Raw genomic sequence first — 13625 nt, forward strand, 5'->3', positions numbered from 1 at the left:
GATGTTTGTCACCGATAGGACCGCTGACGATAGACGGCACGACAGGTACTCTGCCGTTCAAGACACCTGTTGCGGACCCGACGTGTAGCGATTGTTCTGATACATCTGCATGACGTCGGCCAGTTCGCTAGCCGTCAATTCGCGAATCCGGCCAAGCGGCACACTGGCGCGATAGACATCGCACAGCCATTCCAGCAGTTCGAGCCGCTCGCAGGCCTGATCCATCGTGCCGCCGTATGCAATCGTTCCGTGATTCGCCATCAGCGCCGCTGTTTTACCGTCGGCCAGCGCTTCGACCACATTCGCGGCCAGTTCTTTTGAACCATAGGTCGCGTACTTCGCTACGCGCACTGAGCCACCGAGATACAGGCTGGTGTAGTGAATAGGCGGCAGAACCGTGCAGGTGCAGGAGACCGCAGTGGATCCGACTGCATGGGTATGAGCGATCGCGCGGGCCTTCGGGCTATGCTGATAGACGGCGAGATGAAGCTGTACTTCCGAAGTCGGTTTATGCCGGCCGGTAAGCCACTGCCCGTCCATATCGATGACCGCGAGGTCTTCCGGTTGTACCGCGTCAAGCGCTACGCCAGATGGCGTAACCACCACATGATCGCCTTCTCGCACAGAGAGATTGCCGGACGTGCCGATAATGATTCCTTTGGCGGCCAGTCGCTGGCCGGCGGCGACGACTGCCTCGCGCGCTGTTTTGAGTTCCATTGAGTTTCCTGATACCTGATAAGAAACGTGTAGCGTCACTACCGTTGCACGCACGCGCCTCTGTAGCGTTGAAGCTGACGGACTCGTCGGGCTAAACGCCACGTCCGCTGTTGCCTCTTCGCCCCTCTCGCGGCGACGTTGAATTTATACTTGCGGTGCGCACGGACGTGTTAGGACGCCAAAAGTCGAATGAACCTGGCGTTTACGCCGAGGGGAAAGTACAGGCGTACTCAGGTAATCATTGGAGTGCCTTGCAGTACCGCGGTCGCGTGACTTCTTACATTTTCCAGACGCCACGCGGATGGGGACAAACTCTGCCAATTGGGGATGCGATGTCGCGGAAGAAGATTGATGAACGACAGTTCGTTCCTGAGATCAGGGCATATTCGATGTCCGCGTTAATGCAGTTTCTGCCAGAGTTTGGAGTCAGTCCGCAGCGCGTGTGCATGGACCTTGGCTTTACCCCGGAAGAGCTCCTGCACGGGACACAGATATCCCAGCGCCAGGCATGGAGTCTGATTCGCCGGTCATTGCGATTCACGGGACGTGCGGATCTTGGGCTTGAGGTTGGCCGGCGACAGAATCTGGGGCACTTTGGCATGGTCGGTTTTGCGATGATGGCGGAGCCTGATTTGCATCACGCGCTCACGCTGGCCATGCGTTACTACCTCCAGAGTGGTCCTCTCGTGGGTCTCAATTATGTGCTCGACGATACCTTTGGAATCGTGTCGATAGTAACAACGATCAGGGACGCCATTGTTCAGCCGTTTCTGGTCGAGGAGATGGCCTCAAGCGCATTGGCGCTACTACAGATTCTGCACGGCCCGACTTTCGCCTTTCACGCGGTAGACGTCGCTTATAAGGCCCCACCACATGCCGCGCGTTATCAGGAGGTATTGGGATGCCCGGTTCACTTCGGCCGCAAGCAAACCCGGATCTTGATCAATCGTGACTGGTTCGGCGTTCACTTGCCGGGTCATTCACCCATCATGGCTGCGCAACTCAGGGATGTTCTTGATCAACAAGCGCGAGATCGTGATCCCGTCCGGGGTACAGCCGCGGCGATTGAAAATCTGTTGAGCCAGGCAGGAGTTGCCACGATGACGATCGGACAAGCTGCCGAGGCGCTCAACCTCAGTGTCCGCACGCTAGCCCGGCGTCTGACTGATGCCAATACATCGTTTAGTGAACTTCGAGATCGCATGTGTGCCAGTGTTGCGCGCGAACTGCTCTATGTGGAGGGGCTCACGGTTGCAGCTACGGCAGACCGCCTGGGTTTTAGCGATGCCCGTTCCTTCAGGCGAGCGTTCAAGCGTTGGTTTGGCGAGGTGCCGGGGGCTGCGCGGGATATGAATCGACGCTGACAGCGGATGCCATCGGGACTGCACCGGACGGACATGACGCCGATGACACCGCACACAGATCGCCGCCCGTGATAGACAATGTGAACTTGTGCGAGTCCACCGCGAACGGGATCGTCGTCGATCAAGATACATTCGCCGTCGAACTACAGATGCTGGCGTAGTACCTTGCTCCATCGTCGATGGATTTCATATCGGCGGCACTACACCTTGCCAGATCTCAATGCCATTGAGATAACTATCCCCTTATCTCAATGGTTATTTGATTCAGGAGAAACATATCGGGGTGATGCTGCTGAGTCGCATTCTGAACGGAGCGTGCCGTTCCGACAAATCGCACCGAAATCGAGAGGATCCCAAACCGGTCCACCTCCGAAGTCAGCACTGAGCGTCTGACGTCGCCAAAAGACTCAATAGCGTCTCAGATAAATTCTGCGAAAATACCGCCCGTCGAGCCTAGGGCGGCCACCCGAAAACCGGACTCCTTCACCGGCTGGCTCGACTCCTTGATGAAGGGTTGCACGGGAAGGATGCAACATGCAGGACGCGATGCTCGAAGCGGAACTCTCACGTGTTGACGAGGAAACGCTCAATCTTGAAACGATCAGGATGCGCAACCAGAGGTTTACCAATAACCCTCTGTCAGAACATTTTCTTGATGACCTGTTCGCACCCGTGATGGCGAGCGAGGTATTTGCCTTTCGCGCTGACTGGCACAACGCTGTGGTGGATTTTGCGGACATCATCGATCGCGCTCTCTCGCAACATTGGGACGTCATCGAGGGGCCGTGCCGTACTGCCTATAACTGGCGAAGCGGATCTGTCGAATCGAAAGAGGACTACCCCGTCTGGGCACACCGCGCCGCGACAAACCTCATGTACCGCGGGGACAGTGCTTTCCAGCATGGCGGCGACGGAGACGCGGAGAACGACGACCTTCTGACGATGGCCCGCTGGCTCAGTGGAGCGCACGACCAGATTACGGATGCCCAGCTTCTTTCGTGTCTGGCGATCAGGGAAGCGACGGGCGCGGCCCGTCATCTCACCAAGGTCGTTGGGCAGGTTGAGAGCGAATCTTCGGTGGCCCACTGGCTGCGTGCATATCGCAAACCGGATGTGCAGGCGAACCCGGTCGCACAACTGCTCTTTGAGCCGGACGTTGAAGCAGCAATCAACGCCGCCGCACTGTCCCTGTTCTATCCCGAACTCCCGTACATCACGGAGTGCCGGATCCACGCAGAAAAACTGCTGCTGCTCGCCGACATCAGCGCGACGGGTGGCCTGTCCGGGAGCGCGGCCGGCAGGCTCCTGTCCACCATGCAGGAAAACCGGGAGCGTATGAGCGAGGCTGAATCTGCGCTCGAAGCGGTTCATGAAAGGAAGATGCGCGGACCGCTCAAGGGAGCGGAAGTCAGACGCATGCTGTCCGAGCCGGAGAAGGTGCGTCTTCGGGAGGAAGCCGAGCGGCTGAGACAGGAGCGCCCGTCCGCCCAGGAGAAAGAGATCGAGTTCGCGCTGGCCGACCGCTGGGGCGCGTCACGCAGCACGATCCAGAGAGCACTCGGCAAGAAGAAGTAGCCATCGCATGCCAGTCATATGACTGGCATGCCAGCGACCCATAGACTCCGGTTTCCCTGCGAATGGCAGCGAATACCCAGGAGAGTCTATGGCAGCAAAACACCCCTCACACGCACCGCAACAGAAACGCATGGAACGCATGCCGTCCGTACTCGGGCGCGTGCAACTCAGCGAAAGCGAGGTACGGCGAAGAATCAAGGCGGGTCGTTTTCCGAAACCGGTCAAGCTCGGTCCGCGCGCAATCGGATTTGTCTCGTCAGAGATCGATGCATGGCTCGATTCGCTGACGCACGGAGGTGCGGTATGAGCGCGAAACCGTCCATTGCTAACGATTTTTCGGAACCGCTCTTCAGGCAATGGGTCGACAGCATCGACGCGGCCGCCGATGCACTGCATGCATGCAGGGAAAGGCACCTTATCCAGATGGGGATGCAGCTGGAGATCATCTCCCGCGAGCTCTGGAGGCGTGGTGACAGGAAGCATTGCGAGGCAGCTGTCCAGATGCGGCAACTGTCGGTGCTGGTGCTCACACCTGGAGAGACGGAATGACGCGCTACCAAAGGCACTTTGAGCAGACATGCCACGCACCTGGCCTGCAATCAGGCTGGCCGGTAGCCGGTCTGCGCACCCCTTCACGATTTCCGGTGCTCCCGGTGCCGGGTCTTGCACGTGTGGGCCGAGAGCAGTATCCTGCGAGCGTCGATGAAACAGCATCGACCGGATTTGACAGTCCGAGCCATGTAAGCGCACAGCCGCGCAGAGCGGCTTTTTTGTGCGTGTCGCCTTCGCGCGCCTCTTTCAATGGGCGGGCCCTGGCGGGGGAGCCTTCGGGCTCGCCGGGTGCTTACGTGACCGGTCTGTCAACCCTGCCTTGTGCCCGCTCACCCCATTTGACAGTGGGGAGCGGGTTAACCACCCACGTAAGAGGTCGCACCATGCGCCAGTCCTGTCTCGCCCCTACCGGGCACAACCCCTCTCTCATCCAGTCGATCATCCGCGACGCGCTGCGCACTGCCGCAACGGCGGATACGTACCAGTCCGCTCTCGATGCCACCGGTGCCGCACTGGTGGCGATCTCCGCGCTCGTCGGTACGGAGGTGCGCCATGGCTGATCGCTCGACCGTCCGTACCGCCATCATCGAAGGTTTCGATAACGCCCCACCCCTCGATACGGGCGCACCGATCGAGCTGCAGTTCGCCGTGAACCTCGGCGCGATCTGCGCGGATGCCTGGCTGGATCTGAACGGCTCCGTTCGCCTGCATGAATATGCGTCGTACCAGACTGATGCGTTCTCACGCGGCCTCGATGCCGGGATGAACAATGAGTGCGCATTCGATTCCCACCAGCTGACCTTGAACCGCCAGGCGTTCGCCGCGGGTTTGATGGGGCGCATCCAGCAACACCTGCTGGCCGCGCTCGGCGTGGTGACGCGTAATCCGCGCACCACACACTGAGGGACACACACCACATGGCAAAGAGCAAAAAGAAAGCGTCCGTGTCTGTGTCCGGGGTGTCCGCTACCGGGGTCAACCGCGTGGATGCGGGCAAGGCCGGAGTCCGCATTTCCGATGCGATGGAACTGCTCGACGGTCTGATCTGGGCAGCCGATCAGGCGGTGTCGCAACCGCAGTACGACCTGGTGCTCAGCCTGCTGCGTGCCTCGCTGCCATCAGTCGGTGCCGCACTCGAAGCGGCCAACGACGCACTCGGCGAATGCCCGATCGGCAAGTTCGTCTACAGCAACGACGTGAGCGCAGGTGGTGCGGTGCTGGACGTCTCCGGTGCGCGCTGCTGACGATTGACGTGCCGCCCTGATGCCGACGCGGTCTGTGCGACCGGTCGCGTCAATCAGTGCGGCAACGCGGGTCGCCACATCGACGCGGCCCGCATCCGAACAGAGAATCCATGAACGACACACCGATGTCCGAATTCGAGCGTGCGAGGGTCGCGCTCAACCACGTCCCACCTGATGACCGCGAGACGTGGGTCAGGATGGCGATGGCACTCAAGACGGAGTTTGGCGACGACGGGCTCGCCCTCTGGAGCGACTGGAGCCGTCAGGCGAAGGGGTTTAACGACCGCGACGCACGCGACGTCTGGAAGTCCGTCAAGCCCGGCCGGACGAAACTGGCTTCGCTGTTCTTCGAGGCAAAGAAGCACGGCTTCGATCCGCGCGCCCACAAGGCGAAACCCGTCGATCCGGCTGAACTGGAACGGCAGCGTGCGGAGCGTACCGCGCGCGAGGCCACTGAACAGGCAGAGGAAGCCGCCCGCCACGAGGCGGCTGCCACGCTCGCGCAACAGATCTGGACGGCGGCTGCACCCGCGCCGGCCAGTCACGCCTATCTGGTTCGCAAGCGTATCGGCGTCGATGCGCTACGTCTCTACCGTGGCGAGCTGGTCATCGACAGGACAGCATGCGACGGCGCCTTGATCGTTCCAGCCCGGGACGGATCCGGCAAGCTCTGGACCCTCGAATTCATCCTGCCGGACGGCCGCAAGCGCTTTCTGCCCGGTGGCCGCAAGTCGGGTTCCCTCGCATGGATCGACCGGCCGGATACGACCTCGGTCCTGGTTGGTGAGGGCTACGCGACCTGTGCGACGCTCGCGGCTGCGACGGGTCTGCCCGCAGCGGTTGCATTCGACGTGGGCAACCTGCTCGCGGTGGCGAAGGCGATGCGTGCCCGCTATCCGGATAGATGCATCGTGGTGTGCGCCGACGACGATCACATGACGGCGGGTAATCCGGGGCTGACGAAAGCCCGCGCGGCGGCCGACGCAGTCAGTGGTGTTGTCGCGGTGCCTGACTTCGGAGCAAACCGCCCTGAGGCTGGAACAGACTTTAATGACATGGAGGCGCATCTGGATATCGGGGCGGTCGCTGCCGCCGTTCGCAAGGTACTGCCTGCGGGCGGCACGATTGCAGGCCGGGATGTACCCGCAGCCACGGCGAAGCCCGCCAGGCGCCATAAAACGGCCCGTGCGCAAGACGGAAAATCGCGCTTCGTGGTCGATGAACAGGGTGTCTGGTTTCATGGCCTGAACAACCAGGGCGAGGCACTGCCGCCACACTGGGTCAGCACGCGCATCGACGTGATCGCCGAGACGCGCAATGAGATGAACAGCGAGTGGGGTTACCTGCTCGAATTCACCGATCGGGACAACATCCTCAAGCGCTGGTCGGTTCCGGCTGCCCTGTTTGCCGGTGACGGTACTGAGCTGCGCCGCACACTGCTGGATATGGGCGTCAAGCTCGGCGTGACGCAGATTGCCCGCACGCAGATCGCGAACTATATCCAGATGGCCCAGCCGGACGAGCGCGTGCGCTGCGTGCCGCGCGTCGGGTGGCACGACGGCGCATTCGTGCTGCCCGACCGGGTGATCGGTACCGGCAAGGAGTCGATGATCTATCAGGCCGATATGCCGATCCAGAGCCAGTTCAGGGACAGTGGAGCACTCGAAGACTGGCGACGCGAGGTGGCGGCTTATTGCGTGGGTAACAGCCGCCTGCTGTTCTGCGTCGCCACCGCGTTCGCCGGGCCGCTGCTGCACTTCTCAGGGCTGCAGTCGGGCGGGTTTCATCTGCTGGGCACCACGTCCAAGGGGAAATCGACCGGCGGTGTGATTGCCGCATCCGTATTTGGATCGGGAAACTATGTGCGCAGCTGGAAGGCAACCGACAACGCACTGGAAGCGGTGGCCACACAGCACAGTGACGCGCTGTTGGTGCTGGACGAAATCGGGCAGGTTGAGGCACGGCTGGTCGGTGACGTGATCTACATGCTGGCGAACGAATCCGGCAAGGCGCGGGCGACAAGAAATGGCACAGCAAAACCAGTGCTGAGCTGGCGTCTGCTGTTCCTGTCGAACGGTGAGAAAGGTGTGGCCGCGCTGATGGCTGAAGCCAACAAGCCGATGAAGGGCGGTATCGAGGTACGTCTGCCTGCGATTCCTGCAGAGGTCGGCGAGATGGGCGTGGTTGAGGAACTGCACGGCTTCGAGACGCCTGCGGGTCTGATCGAGCATCTGGAGCGACAGGCGGGGCGTTACTACGGCACGGCAGGTCCGGCCTTCATCGAGTGGGCATCATCGGTGGCAGGTCATCTTACAGAGTCGCTGCACGCGCGTATCGATGAGCTGGTCGTGCAGTGGGTGCCGGACGGTGCGCATTCGCAGGTGGCCCGGGTGGCGAAACGCTTTGCGCTCGTTGCGGTGGCGGGCGAACTCGCGTCCGCTCACGGCCTGACTGGCTGGCCATCGGGTGCGTCCATCGATGCGGCCCGCAGCTGCTTTGATGGCTGGATGCGTCTGCGCGGGGGAGCGGGTAACTCCGACGAGACAGAAGCCATCCGGCAGGTCGTTCACTTTCTGGTGGCGCACGGTGACAACCGGTTCGTGTGGATGCAGCGGGCGCACGACGATCACCGGCCGAACGTGCCGCACCGGGCGGGGTTCAGAAAGCACGTGAAACCCGGCGCGGACATCACCACGAACCGGGACTACGTGCGGGAGTACGGCGAAAAGATGAACGGTGCGGACGCGGAAGCCACCGAAGTCGAATACTGGATTGAAGCTGAGGTGTTCCGCAAGGAAGTCTGTACCGGCTTCGACCATCACATGGTGGCCAAGGCACTGATCAAACGCGGCGTGCTGATGCCACGCTCGGACGGTCCGGCATACCGGCAGGAGCGCGTACCAGGTCACGGCAAGTTCATGGTGTACCGCATCCTTCCTTCGATCTTCTCACTCGAACTCTGAGCATTCTGTACGTAGCTGCTGGCCGCGAAGGGCGGTGGCGGTACGGATTTCCTTGCGCAGAAAAGTGGCTTTAACGGAATCACAAAGTCACTTTGCCTGACGCACCAGCCGGAGGTTCGGCAGTATCGACCGGACCCGATTGCCACATCCAGAGCAACAATCAGACGGCTTCTGTCTCCACGTCTCCAGCCGTCTCCATTGCCCCATGGAGACGCGCAAAGCCTTATCAGTAAAGGCTCTGCCCGGTTTGTCTCCATGTATCCAGCCGAAAGTGTGCAGGGAGAGGCGATACTTCACTGCAGCGAGACCAAAATCCAACGACATCAACGTGATACGCAAATTCACGGGCGACCGTACCGGTGCGGAGCACCGATCGCTATCGCGTCAATTGTTGCAATCGTTGAGCAAACCGGTCCCGGGGGCCCCATAGGCGCTTCTGTTCACGGGGGCTCACACCCGCGGATTTTCTCTACTAGTGGCGCGACAAGGGGGGTCATATTCATGACGGGCGGTTGGCCGTCACAAAATGGCCGGGGGACCCCAATAGACCTTTTCCAAGCGGGGCATCGGACCCGCGAGTTTGCGTTAGCCAGATACCCTGAAAGTTAGTAAACAAGTCAACAAATCTGTTGACCTGTTTGTTGACTCAAGTGAACAGAAGGGCTCGCTTGCGTTGACGTGTTGACCTCGTATTGGGCGATCACAGTCGATTAACCCGTGGCCGCTTCCCCTTGGAACGGGATCACGTTCGCGCCACTCTGCCGGTCGATATAGTCGGCCCATGCTTGCATCAACTCACGTCGTTTATCAAACAGGTCGCCGCGGCGATAGGCGCTCTCGGTCTTATCGCTGATCGCGTGTGCAAGAGCCATCTCCGCAACCTCGTTCGGGGTCCCTGTGCATTCGGCCGTCCAGTCGCGGAACGTCGAGCGAAATCCATGCGTGGTCAGATCGTCACGCTTCATGCGCTTCAACAAGTTCAGCATCGCCATGTTGGAAAGAGGCTTACCCTCCTTCGCTCCCTCGAAAACGAAACCATCGCCGCCGAACGTCGGGAGTGCCTTCAGCAGTGTGACGACCGCCGACGACAGCGGCACACGATGTTCCCGTTTGGCTTTGGTGCGCTCTGCTGGAACGGTCCATAGCGGCACGGAGAGATCAAATTCAGACCATGCTGCTTGCAGCGAATCCCCCGTGCGCGTCGCCGTCAGTATCGTGAATTCAAGCAGGCGAGCAGACGTTGCTTCGTTTGCTCGCAGCATCTTGAAGAACGGGCCGATCTCATCGTATGGAAGCGCTGCATGGTGCCCCTCCTTCTTCACCTTTGATGGCGCTGCCAGTAGCTGGTCAAGGTGGCCACTCCAACGGGCTGGATTCTCGCCCGTGCGCAGGCCGCTAACCTTCGCCCAGTCCATGACGCTCTCAATACGACCACGTACGCGCGAGGCAGTCTCGTTCTTCGTCAGCCAGATGGGCTGCAGCACCCGCATCACGAGGTCGGTATCGATATCGACCGGACGTAACGCACCGATGACTGGATATGCGTAGGTCGTCAGTGTGTTGGTCCACTGCTGCGCGTGCTTCGGATTTGTCCATTCAGCGCTTCGAGCTTCGATGTACGCCTCCGTGCACTGCCGGAACGTCATCGACCGCGCAGACTCGACCTTCCGTCGAGCCTTATCCTGCTTTCGCAAGGTGGCCGGATCATCGCCTTGCGACACAGCGGTTCGGTGTTCGTTACGCGCAGACCGGGCCCGCTCCAACGTGACACGCGGATACGGTCCGATCTGGATCAAACCTTCGCGGCCGTCGGGTTTGGTGTAGCGGAACTGCCAGTATTTGAGGCCGGTAGTTTTGACGAGCAGCGCGAGGCCGCCCCCGTCGTTCAGGCGATAGGAAGTGGCACGCGGCTTAGCTGATCGGCATTGCAGATCGCGCAGGAGGCTCTCAGGCATCGTCGTGAAATCAGTCGCAAAAAGTACCCGAAAAAGTACCCGGGAAATTGCGGAATTCTACGACTTTTCTTGGATGCTCGTGGAGGTATCGAATCGCCGCAAAGCCCTATGGGTCTTGGCTTTGCGGGACTTCTTGAAAATACTTGGAGGGTAATTCTGGCGGAAAGGGTGGGATTCGAACCCACGGTACAGCATAACTGTACACCGGATTTCGAGTCCGGCGCATTCGACCACTCTGCCACCTTTCCGGCTTGAATAGCGTTGATATTGATAGAGAAATCACACCACAAACTACGTTGATTCTCGGTCATTCAACCGCTTCGCCAAACGGGTCGCTGTTTGGCGAAGCGAAGATTATAGAACAGTTGAGACCGGATTCCAAGCCATTTTTGCCCGACGAACGCCGTCGGACTCAGCCCGCCAGGTGCAGCCGCTCCATCCCATCGACGTATGGACGCAGCGCCGCCGGCACTGTCACCGAGCCGTCCGCATTCTGGAAATTCTCGAGCACCGCGACCAGCGTGCGCCCCACCGCGAGCCCCGAACCGTTCAGCGTATGCACGAGCTCCGGCTTGCCCTGCGCGTTGCGATAACGCGCCTGCATCCGGCGCGCCTGGAACGCCTCGGTGTTCGAGCAGCTCGAAATCTCGCGATACGTTTCCTGCGCAGGCAGCCACACCTCGAGGTCGTAGGTTTTCGCCGCAGAGAAACCCATATCGCCCGTGCACAGCGTAATCACGCGATACGGCAATTCGAGTTTCTGCAGGATCGCTTCGGCGTGTCCGACCATCTGTTCGAGCGCGTCGTAGGACGTTTCCGGCTCGACGATCTGCACCATCTCGACCTTGTCGAACTGATGCTGGCGGATCAGTCCGCGCGTATCGCGACCATATGCACCCGCCTCCGAACGGAAGCACGGCGAATGCGCGGTCAGCCGGATAGGCAGCGTGTTCGCTTCGACGATGCTGTCGCGCACCGTATTCGTCAGCGAGATTTCCGACGTGGAAATCAGATACTGCGTCACCGTATTCTCGCCACCGCCCTTCTCGACGCGAAACATATCGTCGGCGAATTTCGGCAGTTGTCCGGTGCCGTACAGGATCTCCGGATTCACGATGTACGGCGTGTAGATTTCCGTGTAGCCATGCTGCCGCGTGTGCGTATCGATCATGAATTGCGCGAGCCCACGATGCAGCCGCGCAATCTGTCCGCGCAGCATCGTGAAGCGCGCGCCGGCCAGTTTCGCACCGGTTTCGAAGTCGAGCCCGAGCGGCGTGCCGACATCCACGTGATCCTTCACCGGAAAATCGAACTCGCGCGGCGTACCCCAGCGGCGCACTTCCACATTGCCGCTTTCGTCGTTGCCGAGCGGCACGCTCTCGTGCGCGAGGTTCGGCACGCCGAGCAGCAGGTCGGAGAGTTTCGTCTGGATTTCCTCGAGCTTCGCCGCCGACGCTTTCATCTCGTCGCCGATACCGCCCACTTCGGCCATCACCGCCGAGGTATCCTCGCCCCGCCCTTTCATCCCGCCGATCTGCTTCGACAGGGTGTTGCGGCGCGCCTGCAGGTCTTCGGTGCGGGTCTGGTTCGTGCGGCGTTCCGCTTCGAGCGCGGAAAACGCGGCGACGTCGAGGGTATAGCCGCGATCGGCGAGTCGCTTCGCGACGCCGTCGATGTCTTTGCGCAGCAGCTGGATGTCGAGCATGAGGAGGGACGCGTGTTCGTTGTGTGAGGATGGGATTTTAACGCACCGGCGCGCGGGCGCCGGCAGGTTCTCGACGGGACGCCTTCGCGGCGCTATCCGACGGGCGTCAGTCTTTCTTCGGCTTGTTCTCGCTGCGCCATTGCGCATCGAGTTCGGCGAGCCGTGCGAGCTTCTCGCCGATCCGGCCTTCGAGCCCGCGCGGCGTCGGTTCGTACCAGTGCGGCTCGCGCATATCGTCGGGCAAATAGGTCTCGCCGGCGGCATACGCATCGGGTTCATCGTGCGCATAACGGTACTCGTGACCGTAGCCGAGTTCCTTCATCAGCTTCGTCGGCGCGTTGCGCAGATGCACCGGCACCGGCCGCGATTGATCCTTGCCGACGAAGCGCCGCGCCTCGTTGTACGCCATGTAGCCCGCATTCGATTTCGGCGCGACCGCCAGATAAATCACAGCCTGCGCAAGCGCGAGTTCGCCTTCGGGCGTGCCGAGGCGCTCGTAGGTTTCGGCAGCATCCAGCGCGATGCGGCCCGCGCGCGGATCGGCAAGACCGATGTCTTCCCACGCCATCCGCACGATGCGGCGCGCCAGATAACGCGGGTCCGCGCCACCATCGAGCATCCGGCAGAACCAGTACAGCGCGCCGTCCGGGCTACTACCGCGCACCGACTTGTGCAACGCGCTGATCTGGTCGTAGAACGCATCGCCGCCCTTGTCGAAACGACGCAGATTCTCGGCGAGCGCGCTGCCGAGCAGCGTACCGTCGATCTCCTTCGTCTTCTGCTGGGCCGCCGCGCGCGCGACGATCTCGAGGTTGTTGAGCAGCTTGCGACCGTCGCCATCGGCGGAACCGATCAGTGCGTCGCGTGCTTCGTCGGTAAACGTCAGGCCGCCGAGTTCCTGCTGCGCGCGCTCGAGCAGCTCGCGTTGTTCGTCGGCATCGAGGCTCTTCAGCACATACACCGCAGCTCGCGAGAGCAGCGCGCTGTTCACCTCGAACGATGGGTTTTCGGTCGTCGCGCCGACAAACACGAACAGCCCGGACTCGACATGCGGCAAGAAGGCGTCCTGCTGGCTCTTGTTGAAGCGATGGACTTCATCGACGAACACGAGCGTCTGGCGTCCGTGCGCGCGATGGACCTGCGCGGTCTCGACCGCCTCGCGGATATCCTTCACGCCCGAGAGCACCGCCGACAACGAGATGAACTCCGCATGAAACGCGTCGGCCATCAGTCGCGCGAGCGTGGTCTTGCCGACGCCCGGCGGGCCCCAGAGGATCATCGAATGCGCTTCGCCGGACTCGAATGCGACCCGCAGCGGCTTGTTCGGGCCGAGCAGGTGTTTCTGGCCGATCACTTCGTCGATCGAGCGGGGCCGCAGGCGTTCGGCGAGCGGAACATTGGCGCGGGGTTCTTCGAACATGGCGTTTTGGGGATAATCTCGGCTTTCCGGACAAACCTTGCCCAGACCCGCCGCCCGTTTGCGGGCGACATCGAATGCAGCGGACCGGGCGGATGTCGGCAGAGGTCAGCGAACCTCGGTGGACAGGCGG

At 61.1% G+C, this 13625-nt stretch carries 12 protein-coding genes and 1 tRNA gene; 8 read left to right on the top strand and 5 right to left on the bottom strand.

Going from position 1 to position 13625, the window contains the following annotated elements:
- Positions 1-57 precede the first annotated feature (57 nt).
- Positions 58-717, bottom strand: a complete 660-nt coding sequence (locus M0D65_RS05585) for a class II aldolase/adducin family protein (protein ID WP_266251710.1) — start codon at positions 715-717, stop codon at positions 58-60.
- 269 nt (positions 718-986) lie between these two features.
- On the opposite strand from M0D65_RS05585, the gene M0D65_RS05590 reads away from it, so the two are divergent.
- From M0D65_RS05590 to M0D65_RS05625, 8 genes are all read left to right on the top strand, one after another.
- The gene (locus M0D65_RS05590; protein WP_266251712.1) at positions 987-2081 is read left to right on the top strand and encodes an AraC family transcriptional regulator; all 1095 of its coding nucleotides are present in this window, start codon (positions 987-989) and stop codon (positions 2079-2081) included.
- Positions 2082-2615: 534 nt separating this feature from the next.
- On the top strand, positions 2616-3656 hold the full coding sequence (locus tag M0D65_RS05595) for a hypothetical protein (protein WP_266251713.1): 1041 nt from the start codon (positions 2616-2618) through the stop codon (positions 3654-3656).
- Positions 3657-3744: 88 nt separating this feature from the next.
- Complete coding sequence (locus M0D65_RS05600) at positions 3745-3963, top strand: AlpA family transcriptional regulator (RefSeq protein WP_266251715.1); 219 nt, start codon at positions 3745-3747, stop codon at positions 3961-3963.
- On the top strand, positions 3960-4205 hold the full coding sequence (locus M0D65_RS05605; RefSeq protein WP_266251717.1) for a hypothetical protein: 246 nt from the start codon (positions 3960-3962) through the stop codon (positions 4203-4205). Before M0D65_RS05600 ends, M0D65_RS05605 begins: the two co-directional genes overlap by 4 nt.
- A gap of 386 nt (positions 4206-4591) precedes the next feature.
- Positions 4592-4768, top strand: coding sequence for a hypothetical protein (locus tag M0D65_RS05610; protein ID WP_266251718.1), 177 nt, complete (start codon positions 4592-4594; stop codon positions 4766-4768).
- Complete coding sequence (locus tag M0D65_RS05615) at positions 4761-5111, top strand: hypothetical protein (RefSeq protein ID WP_266251720.1); 351 nt, start codon at positions 4761-4763, stop codon at positions 5109-5111. Before M0D65_RS05610 ends, M0D65_RS05615 begins: the two co-directional genes overlap by 8 nt.
- A 14-nt stretch (positions 5112-5125) precedes the next feature.
- Positions 5126-5452 carry a hypothetical protein gene (locus M0D65_RS05620; protein WP_266251722.1) on the top strand — a complete coding sequence of 109 codons (327 nt, stop codon included), beginning with the start codon at positions 5126-5128 and terminating at the stop codon, positions 5450-5452.
- 125 nt (positions 5453-5577) lie between these two features.
- Positions 5578-8415 carry a DUF927 domain-containing protein gene (locus M0D65_RS05625; RefSeq protein WP_266252034.1) on the top strand — a complete coding sequence of 946 codons (2838 nt, stop codon included), beginning with the start codon at positions 5578-5580 and terminating at the stop codon, positions 8413-8415.
- Positions 8416-9125: 710 nt separating this feature from the next.
- Here M0D65_RS05625 and M0D65_RS05630 read toward each other — a convergent pair.
- The 4 genes from M0D65_RS05630 to M0D65_RS05645 form a co-directional block, all read right to left on the bottom strand.
- Positions 9126-10370 (bottom strand): integrase arm-type DNA-binding domain-containing protein, encoded by a 1245-nt coding sequence (locus M0D65_RS05630; protein ID WP_266251723.1) that lies wholly within the window; start codon positions 10368-10370, stop codon positions 9126-9128.
- Positions 10371-10527: 157 nt separating this feature from the next.
- Positions 10528-10618: transfer RNA gene (locus M0D65_RS05635), tRNA-Ser, on the bottom strand.
- Between the two features lie 164 nt (positions 10619-10782).
- On the bottom strand, positions 10783-12075 hold the full coding sequence (serS, locus tag M0D65_RS05640; RefSeq protein WP_266251725.1) for a serine--tRNA ligase: 1293 nt from the start codon (positions 12073-12075) through the stop codon (positions 10783-10785).
- A 106-nt stretch (positions 12076-12181) separates the two neighbouring features.
- Positions 12182-13495, bottom strand: coding sequence for a replication-associated recombination protein A (locus M0D65_RS05645; protein ID WP_266251726.1), 1314 nt, complete (start codon positions 13493-13495; stop codon positions 12182-12184).
- Between the last annotated feature and the right edge of the window lie 130 nt (positions 13496-13625).

It is taken from the genome of Paraburkholderia sp. CHISQ3 (assembly GCF_030464945.1).
Lineage (GTDB): Bacteria > Pseudomonadota > Gammaproteobacteria > Burkholderiales > Burkholderiaceae > Paraburkholderia > Paraburkholderia megapolitana.

Excerpts from the sequence above, each read along its gene's own strand:
- M0D65_RS05595 (WP_266251713.1), top strand. The coding sequence starts at position 2,616 with ATGCAGGACGCGATGCTCGAAGCGGAACTCTCACGTGTTGACGAGGAA.
- M0D65_RS05585 (WP_266251710.1), bottom strand. The coding sequence starts at position 717 with ATGGAACTCAAAACAGCGCGCGAGGCAGTCGTCGCCGCCGGCCAGCGA.
- M0D65_RS05645 (WP_266251726.1), bottom strand. The coding sequence starts at position 13,495 with ATGTTCGAAGAACCCCGCGCCAATGTTCCGCTCGCCGAACGCCTGCGG.
- M0D65_RS05625 (WP_266252034.1), top strand. The coding sequence starts at position 5,578 with ATGTCCGAATTCGAGCGTGCGAGGGTCGCGCTCAACCACGTCCCACCT.
- M0D65_RS05620 (WP_266251722.1), top strand. The coding sequence starts at position 5,126 with ATGGCAAAGAGCAAAAAGAAAGCGTCCGTGTCTGTGTCCGGGGTGTCC.
- M0D65_RS05630 (WP_266251723.1), bottom strand. The coding sequence starts at position 10,370 with ATGCCTGAGAGCCTCCTGCGCGATCTGCAATGCCGATCAGCTAAGCCG.
- M0D65_RS05610 (WP_266251718.1), top strand. The coding sequence starts at position 4,592 with ATGCGCCAGTCCTGTCTCGCCCCTACCGGGCACAACCCCTCTCTCATC.
- M0D65_RS05615 (WP_266251720.1), top strand. The coding sequence starts at position 4,761 with ATGGCTGATCGCTCGACCGTCCGTACCGCCATCATCGAAGGTTTCGAT.
- M0D65_RS05600 (WP_266251715.1), top strand. The coding sequence starts at position 3,745 with ATGGCAGCAAAACACCCCTCACACGCACCGCAACAGAAACGCATGGAA.
- serS (WP_266251725.1), bottom strand. The coding sequence starts at position 12,075 with ATGCTCGACATCCAGCTGCTGCGCAAAGACATCGACGGCGTCGCGAAG.
- M0D65_RS05605 (WP_266251717.1), top strand. The coding sequence starts at position 3,960 with ATGAGCGCGAAACCGTCCATTGCTAACGATTTTTCGGAACCGCTCTTC.